General features: G+C 47.2%; 18 protein-coding genes. 12 read left to right on the forward strand and 6 right to left on the reverse strand.

The window, feature by feature from the left end; all coding sequences use genetic code 11:
• Positions 1–11 precede the first annotated feature (11 nt).
• Positions 12–377, reverse strand: coding sequence for a hypothetical protein (locus SYN_RS02920; RefSeq protein WP_041584660.1), 366 nt, complete (start codon positions 375–377; stop codon positions 12–14).
• Between the two features lie 396 nt (positions 378–773).
• On the opposite strand from SYN_RS02920, the gene fbp reads away from it, so the two are divergent.
• The 3 genes from fbp to SYN_RS16715 all read left to right on the forward strand — a co-directional run bounded on the left by fbp (position 774) and on the right by SYN_RS16715 (position 3,498).
• Entirely contained in the window at positions 774–1,874 is a 1,101-nt protein-coding gene (fbp, locus tag SYN_RS02925; RefSeq protein ID WP_011416527.1) for a fructose-1,6-bisphosphate aldolase/phosphatase, read from the forward strand.
• A 75-nt stretch (positions 1,875–1,949) separates the two neighbouring features.
• Positions 1,950–3,074, forward strand: a complete 1,125-nt coding sequence (locus SYN_RS02930) for a CapA family protein (protein ID WP_011416528.1) — start codon at positions 1,950–1,952, stop codon at positions 3,072–3,074.
• 295 nt (positions 3,075–3,369) lie between these two features.
• The gene (locus tag SYN_RS16715; protein ID WP_011416529.1) at positions 3,370–3,498 is read left to right on the forward strand and encodes a cytoplasmic protein; all 129 of its coding nucleotides are present in this window, start codon (positions 3,370–3,372) and stop codon (positions 3,496–3,498) included.
• A 229-nt stretch (positions 3,499–3,727) separates the two neighbouring features.
• On the opposite strand, the gene SYN_RS02935 is transcribed toward SYN_RS16715, so the two are convergent.
• The 5 genes from SYN_RS02935 to SYN_RS02955 all read right to left on the reverse strand — a co-directional run bounded on the left by SYN_RS02935 (position 3,728) and on the right by SYN_RS02955 (position 9,128).
• Complete coding sequence (locus SYN_RS02935; protein WP_011416530.1) at positions 3,728–5,200, reverse strand: hypothetical protein; 1,473 nt, start codon at positions 5,198–5,200, stop codon at positions 3,728–3,730.
• A 160-nt stretch (positions 5,201–5,360) separates the two neighbouring features.
• Positions 5,361–5,630 (reverse strand): type II toxin-antitoxin system YafQ family toxin, encoded by a 270-nt coding sequence (locus tag SYN_RS02940; RefSeq protein WP_011416531.1) that lies wholly within the window; start codon positions 5,628–5,630, stop codon positions 5,361–5,363.
• A complete protein-coding gene (locus SYN_RS02945; protein WP_011416532.1) occupies positions 5,630–5,890 on the reverse strand; it encodes a type II toxin-antitoxin system RelB/DinJ family antitoxin in 261 nt (86 codons plus the stop codon). Before SYN_RS02945 ends, SYN_RS02940 begins: the two co-directional genes overlap by 1 nt.
• Positions 5,891–5,942: 52 nt before the next feature.
• Positions 5,943–7,208 carry a tyrosine-type recombinase/integrase gene (locus tag SYN_RS02950; protein WP_011416533.1) on the reverse strand — a complete coding sequence of 422 codons (1,266 nt, stop codon included), beginning with the start codon at positions 7,206–7,208 and terminating at the stop codon, positions 5,943–5,945.
• A gap of 318 nt (positions 7,209–7,526) precedes the next feature.
• On the reverse strand, positions 7,527–9,128 hold the full coding sequence (locus SYN_RS02955; protein WP_011416534.1) for a peptidylprolyl isomerase: 1,602 nt from the start codon (positions 9,126–9,128) through the stop codon (positions 7,527–7,529).
• A gap of 187 nt (positions 9,129–9,315) precedes the next feature.
• On the opposite strand from SYN_RS02955, the gene SYN_RS02960 reads away from it, so the two are divergent.
• The 9 genes from SYN_RS02960 to atpA all read left to right on the forward strand — a co-directional run bounded on the left by SYN_RS02960 (position 9,316) and on the right by atpA (position 18,348).
• Positions 9,316–10,353 (forward strand): rod shape-determining protein, encoded by a 1,038-nt coding sequence (locus tag SYN_RS02960; RefSeq protein ID WP_011416535.1) that lies wholly within the window; start codon positions 9,316–9,318, stop codon positions 10,351–10,353.
• A 179-nt stretch (positions 10,354–10,532) separates the two neighbouring features.
• Positions 10,533–11,366, forward strand: coding sequence for a rod shape-determining protein MreC (mreC, locus tag SYN_RS02965; protein WP_011416536.1), 834 nt, complete (start codon positions 10,533–10,535; stop codon positions 11,364–11,366).
• A gap of 131 nt (positions 11,367–11,497) precedes the next feature.
• Complete coding sequence (locus tag SYN_RS02970; RefSeq protein ID WP_148202463.1) at positions 11,498–11,884, forward strand: hypothetical protein; 387 nt, start codon at positions 11,498–11,500, stop codon at positions 11,882–11,884.
• A complete protein-coding gene (gene mrdA, locus SYN_RS02975; protein ID WP_011416538.1) occupies positions 11,841–13,733 on the forward strand; it encodes a penicillin-binding protein 2 in 1,893 nt (630 codons plus the stop codon). Before SYN_RS02970 ends, mrdA begins: the two co-directional genes overlap by 44 nt.
• A gap of 83 nt (positions 13,734–13,816) precedes the next feature.
• Positions 13,817–14,926, forward strand: coding sequence for a rod shape-determining protein RodA (gene rodA / locus SYN_RS02980; protein WP_011416539.1), 1,110 nt, complete (start codon positions 13,817–13,819; stop codon positions 14,924–14,926).
• Between the two features lie 325 nt (positions 14,927–15,251).
• Positions 15,252–15,683: an ATP synthase F0 subunit B gene (locus SYN_RS02985; RefSeq protein WP_041584661.1), complete on the forward strand. Its 432-nt coding sequence runs from the start codon at positions 15,252–15,254 to the stop codon at positions 15,681–15,683.
• A complete protein-coding gene (atpF, locus tag SYN_RS02990; RefSeq protein WP_011416541.1) occupies positions 15,680–16,288 on the forward strand; it encodes a F0F1 ATP synthase subunit B in 609 nt (202 codons plus the stop codon). Before SYN_RS02985 ends, atpF begins: the two co-directional genes overlap by 4 nt.
• Entirely contained in the window at positions 16,285–16,830 is a 546-nt protein-coding gene (atpH, locus tag SYN_RS02995; RefSeq protein ID WP_011416542.1) for an ATP synthase F1 subunit delta, read from the forward strand. The genes atpF and atpH overlap by 4 nt, the downstream gene beginning before the upstream one ends.
• 3 nt (positions 16,831–16,833) lie before the next feature.
• Positions 16,834–18,348, forward strand: a complete 1,515-nt coding sequence (atpA, locus tag SYN_RS03000; RefSeq protein WP_011416543.1) for a F0F1 ATP synthase subunit alpha — start codon at positions 16,834–16,836, stop codon at positions 18,346–18,348.
• Positions 18,349–18,374: the final 26 nt, after the last annotated feature.

Below are 18,374 nucleotides of genomic sequence, written 5' to 3' on the forward strand. Positions count from 1 at the left end.
GGCTGTGCTCCTTACTTGCATAGGTCCTTGCACAGCATTTCCAAAATGGACAGATTCCTATAAAATTTGTATTTTCCGATATTGATGTGTTCTTTGGGTCCGGTTCCTAGAGAATCTCTGTTGGCTAGTGTGCGGTGATGGTAGGGAAACGATTTTGAAATCTCGTTAATCTTATGCCGGGCGGTAAAACTATCGGGATTACCCAGCTCAGCTGCGACAGCTTCGATCAGCATTAGAGCGACATCAGATAACTGATAACCACTGTCCCTGATGAGTTTTGCGATTTCAGGCGATAATCGAGAACCATCTTTGTTAACGTAGACGATATCATCTTTGCCCGTGTTTACGACATCATTCTGCAATTTCTTTTCTAACATAACCATGCTCCTTCAGGGTAAAGTCAGGAAGTTTGATGACCCCTGCTGATTACATGTCAGTTTTTTGATGGCAGACTTCTGCCATTGGAGGGCAGAAACATGGCAGACAAGATAATGATAAATGGAAGAAAAACAAAAAAGTCAGTATAATTGATATATTATATTGACTTCGAAAAAGTGATGAAAAAATAAACAGCAGGGAACGCGACGGGTGGCGGTGGGAATCCCCCTCCGGGGGATTCGGGAGATATAAAAAACAGATAGCAAGGGGCGTGACAGCCGTCCTCATGTGGCCCCTGTTCCAGCGGAGAAGGCGATTGCTAAACAAGAGAAAAATCGGTTATCATTATTTTTTAGAGAGCCAACGTTTCAGGAATACTTCTTAAGGAGGTAAAAATGAAAACGACACTGAGTATTATTAAGGCTGATGTGGGAAGCGTCGGAGGGCATATCCGGCCTAGTGAACGGCTGATCCAGGAAGTGAAAAATTTTGTGGTGGAGAAGGGTCAGGGAGTCATTTCCGATTTTTTCATCAGCCATACAGGTGACGACATCGCGATTCTTCTCTCCCATTCCCGCGGCAAGGGCGATGGGATCATACACCAGCTGGCTTGGGACGCCTTTGTGACCGGGACCAAGGTGGCCAAAGAGCAGGGTCTCTATGGCGCCGGGCAGGATTTGCTGAAGGATTCCTTCTCCGGTAACGTGAGGGGAATGGGGCCTGCGGTGGCGGAGATGGAATTCGAAGAGCGACCGAATGAGCCCTTCCTCTTTTTCGCCGCCGATAAAACTGATCCCGGAGCGTATAACCTGCCTCTTTACCTTGCCTTTACGGACCCCATGTACAATTCCGGATTGATTCTCAGCCCTACGATGAACAAAGGGTTCCGCTTTGTCATCATGGATGTGGAATACACGGAGGGAGACAGGGTTATTGAATTGAACGCCCCAGAGGATATCTACGATATCGCTGCACTATTGAGAGACAACGAGCGTTTCGTCGTCGAGGCGATCTATTCCCGCAGTACCGGAGACATCGCTGTTTCCGTAAGCACCACCAGGCTTCACAATATTGCAGGCAAGTACACGGGGAAAGACGATCCTGTGATGCTGGTCAGAGTCCAGGGAACCTTCCCGGCCACCGGCGAGGTCTTGGCCCCCTTCAACATCGGCCATTTCGTGGCTGGTTTCATGAGAGGAAGCCACACTGGGCCGTTGATGCCGGTAAAAATGAATTCCGGCATCTCCTATTTCGATGGGCCGCCGATTATCTGCTGTCTTGCTTTTTGCGTCCACAAGGGAAAATTTACGGAACCCGCCGATGCCTTCGACCATCCCTACTGGGACTACATCCGGAACAATGTTGCGAGAAAGGCGACCGAAATGCGGGCTCAGGGTTTCTCAGGAGCGGCGATGCTTCCCTACAGTGAATTGGAGTATGGTGGAATTGTCGAGAAAATGAAGATCCTTGATGAACGATTTAAAGTGCGGGGTTAAAATTCAGGAGGATCTTATGCTGATGTCAGGGCGGGCTGAAAGAAAAACAGACCAAGGGCAGGAGATGATGCGAGGATGGCCAGTTCCAGTGGCTCAGGAGCTATAAAACTTTTTCTCTGCGGCGATGTGATGACCGGACGGGGCATCGATCAGATCCTGCCTTATCCGGGCAATCCGGTCCTTTATGAATCTTACGTAAAAGATGCGAGAGGCTATGTTGATCTTGCTGAGGAGTTGAACGGTCTCATCCCCCAGCCCGTTGATTTCGGATATATCTGGGGTGAGTCCCTGGCTGCAATTGCTGCAGAGGCGCCCGATATACGGATCATCAACCTGGAAACAAGCATCACGACAAATGATGATTACTGGACCGGCAAAGGGATCAACTACCGGATGAATCCCAAGAATATTCCCTGTCTCCAGGCTGCCCGAATAGATATTTGCTCTCTAGCGAATAACCATGTCCTCGACTGGGGATACCACGGCCTTCTGGAAACATTGACTACCCTCAAAATGGCCGGACTGAAGACTTGTGGGGCAGGTAGAAATGTGGAAGAGGCCTGCCTCCCGGCGATAAAAGATCTTCCCGGCAGGGGAAGGGTGCTCGTCTTTGCTTTTGGACATGAATCAAGCGGCGTTATGCCCGGCTGGTCAGCAACGGAAACCCATCCAGGAATTGTTGTCCTTCAGGATTTTTCCGAAAAAACCGTAGGCACGATCGGAAAGAGGATAGGGAAGATAAAACGGAAGGGGGACATCGCGGTGGTTTCCATCCATTGGGGTGGCAACTGGGGCTACAGGGTGCCGGAAGAACACACCCGTTTTGCCCATAATCTTATTGATGAAGCTATGGTGGACATCATTCACGGTCATTCTTCCCATCATGCATTAGGCTTCGAGGTGTACAGAAACAAGTTGATCCTCTACGGTTGCGGAGATCTGATCAACGACTATGAAGGAATAGGTGGATACAGGGAGTTTCGCAGTGAGCTGGGCATCCTCTACTTTACGACGCTGGATTCCTTGACGGGTCGTCTTCTCGGCCTTCGACTGGTCGTTATGACCTGTAAGCGCTTTCGTCTGGAAAGGGCGATAAAAAAAGATGTTCGCTGGATTGAAGGCATGCTGAACCGGGAAGGAAGGATCTCCGGCAAGACTGTGAAACTCGGAGACGATCTCAACCTGAGTCTGGTGTTGTGAGTTACAGATAAGCTACCAAAAGATTTTAAAGAATTAGAAACACAGGATATTGGCTCTAAAATATGGACTCCGTTGCCGATTATGGTGCGAGAGATGGATGAAATCTGTTTCAATAGTCCTGTGACGAGATACGCTTGATATTACATCCATAACTCTTGACAATATCCCAATGGTGACGGATCGTTATCTCATTGTTTATTCCTATCCGTAAGTATAAAGAACCTTCCCAACATCGGGCAAGATGGAGGTGTCGAGATGGAAAGTGGTCCGGGAGCCATGAAAGAAGTTTTACTTTATGAAAAGGCGGGCAATGGCAAGGGATATCGGTTTGCAGGCCGGCTTGAAGTTCGTTTATGAGGGCAACGTTCCGGGGGAAGGGGGGGTGATGAACGTCAAACGGATACGGAGAGATCGTGAAAATTGACAAATATCAGTATCTGATTTCGATGGAAAATCAAAAAGCAAAAATATGGGAACGCCGTTCGGCTCTTATCAAAGTTCAGAAGTTACCTCCTTATGAGGGATAGAGCTGAATTCGGATATTCGAGGTTTCGTAAGTTTGGAAACAGAAATGCCTCATAGAAGATGATTCGATACTGTGGCCTGGGTCAGGAGTATGGTCAAATAACACTCTCAACGGATTTAAAAATTTTTTATAAGGTAATTTCCCAGGCTGTTCCAGTATAGATATATCCATACTTGCCATTTGGGTTTATATGTAATTTGAGATGTTCAGCGAGAGTGTTCATGCCTGCCTTATCTATGGCAGATATGGCGCGGTCAATGCCTTTCTTGATGTAAGTTTGGACTTTAGCGCTATGAAGATCGTGCTGTGTTCTTTCCGCATTTAATGATTGTTTAACCAGCGTAACTTCAGCGAGAATCTCTTTGCGTTCAAGGTCAGATTCAGCATCATAATAATCTGCCCACAATTGATCTAAATGTTTTTTAAGAGATTCTCGCGTCGGAGGTTCTTCTTGGTCAACACCATGTACGATTATTCGGGATGTTGAACCCAGACAGAGGCCTTCCGCTATCGCTTTGTCGCTTGTTATGGAATTGGCAGGTTTTTCTGTCTGATAGATTTCAGTGCAGGGAACAGCTTGTCCGGGCCTTTCTAAAAGATAAGCGAGATATAAAAAGCCTACAAGGTTTCTGAAAATTTCAGTTTTCCCTTCATATCCGATATGCCAAATACCGCCATTGCCCTTAGTAAAAAAGTTGACCGTTTGGTGGACCGGTGGCAGTGACACAGCAAATTGTGTGACGGTTTCCTGTTCTGTTTCGACTGCTTCTGGACCATCAGCCACCATTTTAAGGGCTTCCGTATTTAAAAAGCCTGCAAGTCCATAAAAATCTATAAATCTGATAAGTTCTTTTTTTGAGCAAGGAAAAGCTAACGCCGGTTCGGATAGGTTGCCGGTAGGGTGTGCTGTAAGTGCGGCCAGTTCTCCAGGGGTGAGAAAACAATCTTTATATGATTCAGGGTTTTTTACATATACGCCGTTAGATCGTGTCTCAAAATTATTCCAGTTATCAAGTTCTTCTGACCCTATTTTAAAAATCTGGACAAAATCGCTATATCCTATTTTTTTAGGCGTCATTGATGGTTTTGGGCTGGTCATTGGGATTGAACAGTTGGCAGCCTCGTATTCAGTGTTTTCCGAATTATACAGCACCCAACAAGGTTCGTTAATTTTGACGCCTTTATCGTCCTTTGCCAACAACCTGGTAAGAAACATCCATTCATCTTTAAAATTTTCATCAGGTTTGTGTTTATAGACATCAGAAAAACCTGCATCCATTAGAGATAGATATGAATCTTGATCCCGAATGGTGTGAAAGTATTCTATATATGAATAAATTGATCTGTCATTATCTTTACGAACATGAGGAGTTTCCGGATCGTGTTCAGGCAAAACCTCATCTTCCACGTCAAAGACTATGCAGTATTTAACCGGATGTTGCTTGTGTAAGAATTTCGCATAGTAACTTGAATAACGGTAAAGTGTCACCCTCTTTACTCGCGTTTCTGGGATTTCACTAACCCACCGGTGCGCATAGACTTTCAAGAAGTCAAAACTGAGCGGGAAAAAATCTAAATTGTTTTGAATTATATCTACCATCTTTTATGGTCCCTTTTATTTAAACAGAGGAAGGCGGCCAGGATTTGCCGCTGTCCAGCACGGCTCATGATTTCCATGCCCATAGCCTTTTATCGGGTTTTACTTTGTGAGGTTCCCGTGTTCGGCCCATCGGCCTATCTCCCGGGCCTGTAGGCTATGCCTACCTGAACAAGTCGGAATGGGTTCCCGTTCGTTCAAATATGATCCGGTTGCCGTCGATCCGGTATATCAATAACCAATCCGGGTTGATATGACATTCTCGACGATCCTTGAAATTGCCTATTAAGAGATGGTCCCGGTATTTCTGGTCAAGAGGTCTTTCTTCGATCAGATCCCGCATGACGGCCTTGAGGGATTCAGGGTCACGCCCTCGCTTCAGCATCAGCTTCAGGTCTTTTGCGAAGCGATTGGTATAAACGGGCGTCCGCATCAGATGCCCAGTTTCCTGAACATATCATCGGCATCTTCGCACTCAACAAGCCCTTTGCTCTCTTCACTGTCCTTGAATTCCTTCAGGGTTGCCTCGTTCGGGATTTCGACAGAGAAGGGCAGCCCACGGCGCAGCTTCACCTGGCGAAAAAAGAGATTGATCGCCTCCGTAGTTGATAGCCCCAGGGTTTTGAAAATTTCTTCTACTTCCGTCTTCAATTCCCGTTCTGTCCGGGCGTTTATCATTGCTGACCGTGCCATTTTGCAAACCTCAATTCATTTTTTATAATTGTATTTCATTTGCTATACATGATCAAGTCTCTTTTGAAAAATTCACAACCTGCCCGGTCTGACTTTCGGCCATTCCAGGGATTTTCTTCTCAAGGCCAACCATCGCCTGCCTAATGCTGTCGGCAGCAGGATGTGAATATCTGGTTGTCATTTTGAAATCAGCATGGCCCAGTATTTCTTTGACCAGAAAGAGATTTGTTCCGTTGTTCACCAACCATGATGCATGGGTATGGCGTAAACTGTGGAAGGTTATTTTGTCGCGGGGATCGACAACCCCTTTGTTTAATCCCAGGTCAGCAATAGCCCGGTCAAAGGTAGCTGATACCGAAAAAAGCCGCTTTCCTTTTCTGTCTGGAAAAATAAGATCATCGGCTTTACCTTCAGGCATGGCCTCAAATAGCGCCTTGACTCCTTCAGTCATAAATACCGTTCGATCTTTTCCGGATTTTGTGTTCCTGAAGATAATGCTTCCATCTTTCAGATTTATTCTCCGCCATGTCAGCCCGGCCAGCTCGCCGAACCGTGCGCCAGTATAGAGGCTGAGATATGCCAGTTCATAAAGCTGCCGGCTCTTGTTCTTTAGGTAGGCAAGCAGGTCATTTGCTTCCTGTGGGGACAGAAAACGTTTCTTCTGGTTGTCGATGCGTGGGAGTTTAACGTCTCTGGTCGGGCAATCCCTCTGGACGATCTTATCCTTTCGAGCGCGGTTCCATACTTGAGAGACAATGGCGAAGGCGTAATGGATAGTTCGAACGGCCTTCCCGCTATCTTCCATGTTCTTCTTGATCTTCTTAAGATGAAAATCTGTAAGGTCATTGATTCTTAACTTGCCTATGAGAGGGCAAATCCATTTGTCGTAGATGAATTGTTCAACATCCTTGCTTTTCTTGTGGGCCATGTCTGGGAAATAGGTGTCTTTGAAGTATTTTCCAAAGGTGATGGATTCTTTTTCCTTTTTCTCTACCTCGGCTTGCTTCGCTTCTTCCTGCTTCCTTGCCTTTTCGCGCATGTCAGAAATTGTTTTCACTTCCTGATGACCCTTCGCGTTTCCCATCAGTTCAGCCCGTAAGGTTGCTGCCTTTAATTCATTCCAATGTTTGCCGTCTTTTGGGTCTAGCTCTGAGGCCCAACCGACAACATGTTCATACCTTTTTCCGTGAGCCTGATAACGGATCACGTAGCAGCGATCCTTTTTGTATGGTCCGCTCTCTCCCTCTCTATATTTCTTAGTGGGATGAACATAATACCGAACCCCTTTTTGTTCTGAATGTATCCACTTGATTGCCATAATTTTCCTCTTTATCAGATAAGCGGTCTTTTACCCATTCTTTACCCATTTTTTCTGTGACAGTGGGTATTTCACCAAGTTTCACAGTGAAGGGATAATATGATTAACTAATTGTAATGTCAAGGTATAAATGATTTATGGGGAAGGGTGGTGAAAGTGATGTTTATAGAATGGCATTCAGGAGGCCGGGGTTCGACTCCCCTCAGCTCCACCAGAAAAATTAAGGGGTTATGATCACAATCATAACCCCTCTGTATTTTAAGAATCCTCACGAAGCTCAATGAAAAAAATCGTATCGGTTTCTTGACTTCAATCGTCCTACAGGTCTTTAATGTCCTTCCTGATTTTCAGCCTGCCTTCCTTGATCATAGCTGCCTTGGTGTTTTCAAGCCAAGTCATGAAATATTCATTGCGCTTCATCATGAGCAATAGCTGCTTCAGATTTTCCTTCTTGGCTTCATAATCCGTCGTATCGATTTTACTCCGTTCTTTGAATTGAATAATGGCAAAGCCGTTATTGATCTCTAATGTCTGATCGGGGAAGGGATTGCTTTCCGAAAGCTGATAAAGGGCCATGGAAAGCTGCTGGTTGGCATCCAATCCGGGAATTGCGGCGCCCGGCTTGAAGAATCCGCTTTCAGCGGGCGCAAGTTTATTCTCCTGAGCTATTCTTACCAGGGATTCCCCTTTTTTGAGACGACCGAGCGCTGCATCCGCCGCTTTTCTGCATCGATTCCGGGCTTCCATCTCCGTGTAGCGCTTTGCCACTTCCTGCTCAATATCTTTCAGTTCCGGGATATAAGAGGATTTTCTGGATCCGACCTTAATAAAGAAGTATCCCTCTTCGTCGGACAGCACCTTGCTGATTTCATCCTTTTTCAGATCCGCGACGATTTTCGAAAAGTCGGAAACTTTACTGAACGGCTGAGGGATGTTATTCAAGGTAAAGAAATCGGTCGTGACTGTTTTCAGATTGTTTTGCGCTGCATATGAATCAAAATTTTCTTCCTGATAAATTGTGTCATGCGCTTTTTTAGCCTGTTCCGCTGCGGCAGCCATACCGGAAATCTTTGCAAGTTCGTTTATAATCCGCGGTTTTACTTCTTTCAGAGAAGGGGCTTTCCCTCCTTTTTGGGCGAATTCTGATCGGTGGCGCTCATAATAATCGACGATGTCCGACTCGGGGATGTCGGCCTTGCCTGCAAAGTCCCGTCCAGGGAAGAAAAGCGCCTTGATCTGCATCTGTTCCGGTACGCGGAATTCGTTGCCATGTTCCTTAAGATAAGTCTCCAGATCCTTCCTGGAAGGCGATATTGCGCCTTTGAAATCAGCGGGTTTAAACATCAGGTAGCTGATTTTGATCTGTTCGTTCTGGAAACTGAAAAAATCGAAGACTTCCTGGTCTGAAACTTTGACCGCCTCCTGAATCAGCTGTTCCAGTTTGGCGGCGGACAACATCCTCTGCTGCGAGGCTTCAAATTCCTCAGGAGTCATTCTGTTCAGGCGGAGCATCTGCTGATAGATCTTCTCATTGAACGTTCCGTCCCGTTGAAATGCGGGGTATGCCATGATGAAATTCCGGACCTCGTCATCCGTGGCGGTGAGGTTCAGTTCTCCGGCCTTCTGCATGATGATTGCCTGAGCAATGAGACTGTCCAGAGCGTTCTGCTTGAGTTCAAGCCCTTTGAGCATTTCATCCGTCAAAGAACCGCCATACTGCCGGCGGTAGAATTCAGCGAGGTTGCTGTATTCCTTCTGCACCTCGGCCAGCGCTATTTCCTTTCCGTCGACAATGGCGACGGTTTCGGACTTCTCTTTTCCGGTCCGCGTTCCGAAATAGAAGATGAACACAACGATGATCATTCCCAGCAGGAATTTCATCAGCCAGTTTTTGGCGTGTTTCCGCATCAGCTCAAGCATCGCTTACTCCCATGGTTTGCGTTAATCTGTGACGCTTGTTGATATTATAGTCACCTGTAAAAAGCAATGATATTTTGGAAAAATGGATTGATTAGGGTCATTAAATAGGATATAGGGAACAACCTGCGACTAGGGGCGCAAGTTCCGGCAGTCAGGTATTTCATAACAAAATCAAGGGGGAAGGACATTGCTGTTCGATTTCATTTTAGGGAAGTTTTCAAATGATCTGGCCATAGATCTGGGAACAGCCAATACTCTTGTCTATGTCAAGAACAAGGGGATTGTTCTGAGTGAACCTTCCGTTGTAGCGGTTCATAAGGATTCCCGAGGCGTTAAAAAGGTGTTGGCTGTGGGCGCCGAGGCGAAAAAGATGCTTGGAAGAACACCGGGCAATATTGTCGCGATAAGGCCCATGAGAGATGGTGTTATCGCTGACTTCGATATTACGGAAGCCATGCTGCGGCATTTCATTCTCAGTGTGCACAATCGCCGGGCCCTGGTCAGACCCAGAATCATCGTGTCCATTCCCTCCGGGATCACGCAGGTGGAGAGACGAGCCGTGCGGGAAACCGTGGAGTCGGCAGGCGCCCGTGAAATCTATCTGATCGAGGAGCCCATGGCGGCCGCCATAGGTGCGGGACTGCCCGTATCGGAGCCGATCAGTTCCATGATTGTTGACATCGGTGGAGGGACAACGGAAGTTGCGGTCATTTCACTGGCCGGCATCGTGTATTCCCAGTCTGTCAGGGTGGCGGGAGACAAGATTGACGCGGAGATCGTCAATTTTATAAAGAGAAAGTACAGTCTTCTCATCGGCGAACGTACGGGAGAGATCATCAAGACGACCATAGGCTGCGCCTATCCGGAAGACGAAATCCGCACTGTCGATGTCAAGGGAAGGGATCTGATTTCCGGCATTCCCAAGACGGTGGAAATTAATTCCGAGGAAATCCGGGATGCTATTATGGAACCCATCAAGATCATCGTGGATACAATCAAGGATGCTCTGGAAAATGCTCCGCCGGAACTGGCGGGAGATATTGTGGACCGGGGAATCGTATTGACGGGAGGCGGCGCCCTTCTGCGGAAGCTTGATGTCCTGATTCGGGAAGAGACGGGCCTGCCAATCACCATTGCCGACGATCCACTGACGACGGTAGCCATCGGTGCGGGGATGGCACTCGATCAACTGGACGTATTGAAGGAAGTCGCGATTCAGGCCTGAGTCTGAGATGGGCTTCAATCTGAATATCACTGCTTAAATGGGATGTTCTGCTTTCGCTGCGGCCGGGTAGATCCGGATTTCATAATTCGTGTCACGGCAGATGGACAGCGGAAAAAGCTTTCTTTCGTTTATCAAGAGCTTCAATCATCTCTTTCCATCCCAAAGAGACGGAACATAGCATGCTGTTTCTCAAGAAACATCGATCCGCGATTTTAGCAACGATCATGGTTGTTATTTCTCTGATCATGCTTTCTTACAATATAGTCAATCCTTCCGCGGAAAACGGTTTCATACGAAAGCTCGTCCTGGAGCTGGCTGTGCCGATTGAAAACATCGTCAATGCCCCCGTCAGGGCTCTTAACAACATATGGAAGCGATATCTGTTTCTCGTTGGACTGGAAAATGAAAACAGACGTCTTCTCAGGCAGAACGCCTTGCTGACGCAGCAGTTGATTCAGCATCAGGAAGGATATCTTGAAGGGCTCCGGCTTAAAAAACTGCTTTCTCTGAAAAACCAGGTCTCATATAAGGCGGTTGCGGCTTCGGTGACCGGCCGAAACAGGAAATCTCTCCACCAGACGGTCATGATCAACAAAGGAAGCGCTCAGGGTATCAAAGCGGGAATGCCCGTCGTTGCCGACAGTGGCGTGGTGGGGCGGATCATAGAGACCTCCTGGCATGTATCGCGGGTTCTGTTGCTGATTGATGAAAACAGTAATGTGGATTCGCTCGTTCAGCGAGGTCGAGTTCAGGGGATTCTTCAGGGAAATTCGCAGGGATGCTGCGTGCTTAAATACGTCCCTAAAATGGAGGAAGTCCATGTGGGCGATGCTGTCATTACCTCCGGAATTTGCGGCGTATTTCCGAAATCATGGCTGTTGGGAACGGTTTCCAGGGTAACCAGGGGAGGAGACGGTCTGTTCCAGAAAGTTGAGGTGGTTCCTTCAGTTGATTTTTCGAAACTGGAGGAAGTGCTCGTTTTGATGCCACAGGAAAAAGGTGCGAGAGAGTGATCTACTTCCTTCTTTTGCCCATCTTTTCGTTCCTCTTTGTCGTTTTCCAAACAACAGTTTTCGAACTTCTTTTCTTCAACAGGGTCTGTGTTGAGATTACTCTTATTCTGGTAATATATGCAGGATTTCATATGGATGTTCTGAAAGGAGGACTGTTGAGTTTTTCCTTGGGGTTTTTCCTGGACATAATCATGGGGACCGTGATGGGGCTTTATGTCGTACTCTACCTGTCTGTTTTTTTTCTCTCGATGCTGGTTTCACTCAGGGTGTATGCCGAAAAAACGTTTTTCATCATGTCTTACGTATTTGTCTGCGCTCTTTTAGAATGCTGGATTGTTCTGATGTTTTATAAATATATTAGGGATCTTGATTTATTTCATAAATTTATCAGCGTTTTTCTTCCGCAGGTGTTGGTGGTCAGCCTTATAAGTCCGGCATGTTTTAACACCTTCAGACGCTTTGGAGACTTATTGAATGTTGGGGCTGAAAGGTCGGATAAAAGGGCACGAAACCGCTGATTACCGGCAGCGGTTCAAGATTGCTTTTGCAGTCGTTCTGGTTGCTCTGTCCCTGCTTCTTGTGAGACTGTGGTACCTTCAGGTGATCAAGGGACCTGAGCTCCGGCAGCGTTCTGAAAACAACAGTGTTCGTCTCCGGAAGATCAATTCTTTACGGGGTATGATTCTGGACACCTCCGGGAATATCCTTGTGGACAACCAGACCTCCTTTGATCTGATTTTTATTCCCAATCGTCCGGAAGATAAAAAATATGCGGGTCCGGCATTGTCCGCCCTTTATGCGTCAAGATCCTGGGAGCTGCCGGAAGGGCTATCCATGATAGAAAAGGCCCATCCTTTCATCCCTTCGAAAATTGATAAAAATATCAGTCGGGAAAAACTGGCGATGATAGAAACCCACACTCTTGAACTACCAGGTGTGGCGGTTGAGGTTGTACCGATTCGTAAATATCTGGCCGGTGAGATGATTGCCCATATTGTGGGATATGTCAATGAGGTCAGTCAGGAAGAACTGGAAAAATCAAACGGAATGTACAGCCCCGGCGATATGGTTGGCAAGTACGGCATTGAAAAATATTACGATGCCTATCTCCGGGGAAAAAATGGGGCAGAGCAGGTTGAAGTGAACGCTCTTGGAAAAGCTGTCCGGGTTCTCGGAAAAATTGATCCCACTCCAGGTTATAATCTTGTTTTGACGATTGACGCCAACCTCCAGAAGGTTGCCTGGGAGGCCATGAAAGGTAAATCGGGTGCGGTAGTGGCCATGGACCCCCGGGACGGTTCCATTTACGCAATGGTCAGCTCCCCCGGATTTGATCCCAATCTGTTTAATGGGGGGATTTCAACAGCCAATTGGAACGCTCTTGCTCGAGATCCGAATCACCCGATGGAACAGCGGGCGATTTCAGGACAGTATCCGCCCGGTTCGACTTACAAATTAATGGTGGCCGCCGCGGCTCTGGAAGAGGGGCTGATATCGCCTTCTACATCTTTTCTGTGCACCGGTTCTTTTGAACTGGGAAACCGGTCTTATCGCTGCTGGCAGAAACATGGACATGGTATGGTCAATCTCCATCGGGCTATCGTTGAATCCTGCGATGTTTATTTTTACAGGATCGGGAAAATGCTCGGAGTGGATACAATTGCCTGGTATGCGAAAAAATTCGGTTTCGGCGCCTTGACAGGTGTTGATCTGCCCCGGGAAAAGGCAGGGATGATCCCCACCAAAGAATGGAAAATGACAAAATTCAAAAAACCCTGGATGATGGGAGAAACCATCTCAGCGTCGATCGGCCAGGGGTTCAATACGGTCACTCCCCTGCAATTGGCCAGCGCATACAGTGCCATGGCCAATGGTGGAACCCTCTATCGTCCACACATTGTCAAGAGAATCGAATCGCCCGATGGTCGGATAGTAAAGGTAATGAAACCGGAAAAGAAAGGCTCTCTGCCGGTCAGCCTGCAAACCCTGGAGTCGCTTAAAGGTGGATTATGGGGGGTTGTCAATGAGAAAAACGGCACCGGAGGTGCTTTACGGCGTCCGGAGCAGGATGTCTGCGGCAAGACGGGGACTTCCCAGGTCATCGGTCTGCCTGCCGGCGAGAAATCGCGGCGTTCCCTGCAATCGATCAGAAAGTATCAGGATCATGCCCTGTTTACCTGTTTTGCTCCATGCCGGAATCCGGAGATCGTCGTGGCGGTGATTGTCGAACATGGCGGTCATGGAGGTTCGGCAGCGGCGCCCGTTGCCCGGAAGATATTGGATGCTTACTATGACAGCAAGAAATATGGCGGCAGCATTCCTGAAAAGAAAACGGACAATGAGGGGCATCCTGCAAAACAACCGTAAAAAGGGATGAGGGCAGGATTGAAAAAGATGAAATCGCGAAATAATAAAAATATCGGCAAATTGAATTTTTCAGTGGGCGCGGCATGAGGTTTGACCGTCGACTGATCTTTAATTTTGACTGGACCCTGCTTATCCTTGTACTGACGATCTGTGCGGTAGGGGTTTTAAACATCTACAGTGCCGGTTACAGCTTTTCCGGCACCAAGGCAAATCCCTTCTATATCAAGCAGTTACAGTGGATACTGATTGGTCTTTTCTGCATGAGTATCGTGTTTTGCCTTGATTACCGATTGATCAGTCAATATGCTTACATTCTGCATGGCGTGGCGGTTTTATTTCTGATCATCGTCTTTTTTCACGGGTATGCAACACATGGGTCGCAACGCTGGATTTCCCTGGGGAATTTTTCTTTTCAGCCTTCTGAACTGGTCAAATTAACTATTATACTGGCGCTTGCAAAATATTTCGATGATCATAAGCTTACCTCAGGTTATCGCCTGAGGGAGCTGCTGATTCCCTTCCTGTTTCTTCTGGTTCCCTTTATCCTGATTCTGAAGCAGCCCGATCTGGGAACCGCACTGGTCCTTCTTATTGTTTTCGCCTCCATGATCCTGTTTGTGGGAATCCGGTGGAAATCGCTGGCCTGCGTAATTTCGCTGGTTGTTTCCATGACGCCTGTCAGCTGGTATTTTCTGAAAGAATATCAAAGAGAAAGAGTTCTAACTTTTTTGAATCCCGAACGCGATCCCCTGGGATCCGGATATCATATCATCCAGTCCATGATCGCAGTTGGCTCGGGGGGGATTCTTGGCAAAGGATACCTGAAAGGAACTCAGACGCAGCTGCAGTTTCTTCCGGAACAACAGACGGATTTTGTTTTTTCTGTATTTGCCGAAGAGTGGGGATTCCTGGGAGGGGGGATGGTGATCGTCCTTTTTATGTCTCTGATTCTCTGGAGTCTGAAAATCGCTCTCCATTCACGGGATTTTCTGGGAACATTGATTGCGTACGGACTGGCGGTCCTGTTTTTTTGGGAAGTCTTAATCAATATCGGAATGGTTCTTGGGATGATGCCCGTTGTAGGCATTCCCCTGCCTTTCTTGAGTTACGGCGGCTCAGCCATTGTTTCATTGCTGATCTGTGTAGGATTGCTTTTAAATGTCAGTATGAGAAGGTATATTCTGCAGCCCTGAGATATGCAAACGGAAAAGAATGAAGCTGACATGAAGAACGTAATTTCCATCCAAAAGTTCTTGACAATCACTTTGAGTTATGATTAATGCAAGCTCGCCTGTTGGTTGATAATATTTGGAGCTTAATAAAGGACGTGAATCCCGTGTTTTGCTATGTTGGGCGGTTTGTGGACAGTGCTGATGAGATTTGCAAGGGGACGGTTGAGCTTATAAGTCACAGCCGGGTGGGTATGGTTTAATATCCATCCGGCTGTTTTGTTTTTAAGTGCCTGTTAAGGCAGTAAAGCTGAAGAGAGTTGAATTATCAAACGGAGAGGGATGGGTCATGACAATCGGTCTTGATTATACTTTTTGGATACAGGTCGTTAATTTCCTTTTCTTGATTTTTGTTCTGAATGTGCTCCTTTACAAACCCGTTATGGGAATGCTTCAGAAGCGGAAGGCGCAGATTGAAGCATCGGAGCAGGAAATCAAAGAGCTGAACCTGACCATAGCGCAGAAGGAAGCTCGGTATGAGGAGGAGCTGAGGCTTGCCAAAAGCAGTGCTCTTGAGCAGAAGAAGGAAATCGTTCAGGAAGGTGCGGATGCTGCAAAGGCCATTCTTGATACGGCACGTCAGGAAGCGCCTCGGATGGTAGAACAGTTTCAGGAGAAAGTCGCCAAAGACGTCGCTGAAGCGAAGCGCGTGCTGCATGAGCAGTCGGAAAAGTTGGCAATGGAGATTGCTGAAAAAGTGATGGGAAGGAGTATCCGATGAAAAAGTCTGTGTGGCATCACTCCCTGAAAGGATATTGTGGACGCATTGCGGCTGTCCTCTGTTTCTCGGTTCTGGTGCCGTTGGTCGCGATGGCGGCCGAAGGTGGAGGGCACGGAGAGGAAGGTACGGACTGGGTTAACTTTGGATGGCGAGTTCTCGATTTCATTATCTTGGTCGGCCTTTTTTACTGGCTGCTCGCAAGTAAGGTTAAAAGCTTTTTCAGTGGCAGGCGGGAAGAGATCAAGACGACTCTAGAAGAGGCTCGCTTGGCAAAAGAGGCGGCTGAACACAAGTTTAAGGAATATTCCGAAAAGCTGGACAAGGCTTCGAAAGAGATTGAGGGCGTTTATGAAATGATCAGGGCTCAGGGGCAGGCTGAAAAGGAGAAAATCCTTGAGGATGCTCGAAAGGCTGCTGCCAAGATGAAGGAAGATACCCAGGCAAGGATTGAACAGGAACTCAAGAAAGCGAGTCAGCAGCTGAGGATGGAAGCTGTCCAGTTGTCCGTCCATGTGGCTGAAGATATTTTAAAGAGGAATATAACCCCGGAAGATCATCAGAGTATGGTTAAAGATTACTTGGATAAGGTGGTGAGAAAACATTGATCAACAGCGGTATTGCAAAGCGGTATGCCAGAGCGTTCTTTGATATTGCCGGCGAAGACAAACTCTACGAAAAGTATTATGAAGAGTTGAGTGGATTCGCACGGATCGTTCAGGGAGACAGAAATCTTAAGGAATTTCTTGCGAATCCTGTCTTCAATCAGGCTGAAAAGAAAGCTGTAGTGGAAGCAATTATTCAGAAGATCAGAATGTCGGATATGACGACGAACTTTTTGAAATTGCTGGTGGATAAGAAAAGAATAGGAATGCTTGCCGAAATTGCGGATTACTATCGCGTATTGATGGATGAAGTATTGAAGAGAGTCCGGGTGAGTGTGAAAACGGCTTTTCCGTTGCCGGCTGATGTGACCTCGGACATTAAGCAGGGTCTGGAACAGATGACCGGCAAGCAGACAGAAATCGTTGTTGAGGAAGATCGTTCTCTGCTGGGTGGTATTGTCATCAGAGTAGGGGATACGCTTTATGATGGAAGCATAAAGACTCAGTTGAGTAATATAAGGAATCTCTTAGGGGAGGCAGTATAGACCATGGATACAATCAAGGCAGAGGAAATAAGTCAAATAATATCCAAGCAAATTCGGGATTATGAGAAGAAGCTTGATGTCAGTGAAACCGGTACCGTCCTTTCCGTCGGTGACGGCATTGCCAGAATATATGGCGTTGAAAATGCAATGGCCATGGAGCTGCTGGAGTTTCCTGGCGGTATCATGGGCATGGTGTTGAACCTAGAAGCGGACAACGTTGGTGTTGCCGTCCTTGGGGATGTAACCCACATTAAGGAAGGTGACATAGTTAAGAGGACGGGTAAAATCGCACAGATTCCAGTTGGAGAGGCGCTGCTGGGCAGAGTTATCGATGCGACGGGAGAACCTATTGATGGAAAGGGGCCCCTTGGAGCTACGGAGTTCAGCCGAATAGAGATGATTGCTCCCGGTGTTATCAAACGTCAGCCCGTTAATGAGCCCATGTACACCGGCCTCAAAGCTATCGATGCCATGACACCGATCGGCAGAGGTCAGCGTGAACTCATTATTGGAGACCGCCAGATCGGAAAAACGGCCATAGGTATTGACGCAATTATTCGGCAGAAGGATACCGGTGTGAAGTGCATTTATGTGGCAATTGGTCAAAAGAAATCCACCGTTTCTCAGATTGTTGAAAATCTCAGGAAACATGACGCAATGTCCTATACCTGTGTTGTGGCCGGATGCGCCAGTGACCCAGCGACATTGCAGTACATCGCTGCATATGCCGGATGCAGTATCGGTGAATATTTCAGAGACCGGGGCCAGGATGCCCTGATCATCTATGACGATCTGTCCAAACAGGCCGTCGCTTACAGACAGATTTCACTGCTTTTAAGACGACCGCCGGGACGGGAGGCATATCCGGGGGACATTTTCTATAATCACTCCAGGCTGCTGGAAAGATCAGCGCGTGTCAGTGCAGATCTGGGTGGTGGCTCGCTGACGGCATTGCCGATTATCGAAACACAGGCCGGTGATGTTTCAGCGTATATTCCGACAAATGTTATTTCGATTACGGATGGCCAGGTTTATTTGGAGCCGAGCCTTTTCTTCTCAGGTATTCGCCCGGCAATTAATGTGGGCCTTTCCGTATCCCGCGTAGGTGGCGCGGCCCAGGTCAAGGCTATGAAGCAGGTTGCTGGCACGCTGAAACTGGATTTGGCTCAGTATCGTGAACTTGCATCATTTGCTCAGTTCGGAAGCGACTTGGATAAAGCGACACAGGCTCAGCTTGATCGTGGTGTGCGGTTGGTAGAAATTTTGAAGCAACCTCAGTTCCAGCCGATGAGTCTGGCGGAAGAAGTCATTGTTTTATTCGCAGGAACGCGAGGATTTCTTGATAAGTATGAAGTTGAAAAAATAAAGGAGTATGAACCGCAGGTTCTGGCATATATGAAAAGTAAACACCAGGATATTATGCAGGAAATAGATGATAAGAAGGTCATTTCGCCAGAATTGGAACAGAAGATTAAGGAAGCGCTGACGGCGTTTGATTCAGTGTTTGTTGCAGGGTAGGAGACTATAATAACCTGTGAGCTGGT

Source organism: Syntrophus aciditrophicus SB, assembly GCF_000013405.1.
Taxonomy (GTDB): Bacteria; Desulfobacterota; Syntrophia; order Syntrophales; family Syntrophaceae; genus Syntrophus; species Syntrophus aciditrophicus.

Excerpts from the sequence above, each read along its gene's own strand:
- SYN_RS02920 (WP_041584660.1), bottom strand. The coding sequence starts at position 377 with ATGTTAGAAAAGAAATTGCAGAATGATGTCGTAAACACGGGCAAAGAT.
- fbp (WP_011416527.1), top strand. The coding sequence starts at position 774 with ATGAAAACGACACTGAGTATTATTAAGGCTGATGTGGGAAGCGTCGGA.
- SYN_RS02930 (WP_011416528.1), top strand. The coding sequence starts at position 1,950 with ATGGCCAGTTCCAGTGGCTCAGGAGCTATAAAACTTTTTCTCTGCGGC.
- SYN_RS16715 (WP_011416529.1), top strand. The coding sequence starts at position 3,370 with ATGAAAAGGCGGGCAATGGCAAGGGATATCGGTTTGCAGGCCGGCTTG.
- SYN_RS02935 (WP_011416530.1), bottom strand. The coding sequence starts at position 5,200 with ATGGTAGATATAATTCAAAACAATTTAGATTTTTTCCCGCTCAGTTTT.
- SYN_RS02940 (WP_011416531.1), bottom strand. The coding sequence starts at position 5,630 with ATGCGGACGCCCGTTTATACCAATCGCTTCGCAAAAGACCTGAAGCTG.
- SYN_RS02945 (WP_011416532.1), bottom strand. The coding sequence starts at position 5,890 with ATGGCACGGTCAGCAATGATAAACGCCCGGACAGAACGGGAATTGAAG.
- SYN_RS02950 (WP_011416533.1), bottom strand. The coding sequence starts at position 7,208 with ATGGCAATCAAGTGGATACATTCAGAACAAAAAGGGGTTCGGTATTAT.
- SYN_RS02955 (WP_011416534.1), bottom strand. The coding sequence starts at position 9,128 with ATGCTTGAGCTGATGCGGAAACACGCCAAAAACTGGCTGATGAAATTC.
- mreC (WP_011416536.1), top strand. The coding sequence starts at position 10,533 with ATGCTGTTTCTCAAGAAACATCGATCCGCGATTTTAGCAACGATCATG.
- SYN_RS02970 (WP_148202463.1), top strand. The coding sequence starts at position 11,498 with ATGGATGTTCTGAAAGGAGGACTGTTGAGTTTTTCCTTGGGGTTTTTC.
- mrdA (WP_011416538.1), top strand. The coding sequence starts at position 11,841 with ATGTTGGGGCTGAAAGGTCGGATAAAAGGGCACGAAACCGCTGATTAC.
- rodA (WP_011416539.1), top strand. The coding sequence starts at position 13,817 with ATGAGGTTTGACCGTCGACTGATCTTTAATTTTGACTGGACCCTGCTT.
- SYN_RS02985 (WP_041584661.1), top strand. The coding sequence starts at position 15,252 with ATGACAATCGGTCTTGATTATACTTTTTGGATACAGGTCGTTAATTTC.
- atpF (WP_011416541.1), top strand. The coding sequence starts at position 15,680 with ATGAAAAAGTCTGTGTGGCATCACTCCCTGAAAGGATATTGTGGACGC.
- atpA (WP_011416543.1), top strand. The coding sequence starts at position 16,834 with ATGGATACAATCAAGGCAGAGGAAATAAGTCAAATAATATCCAAGCAA.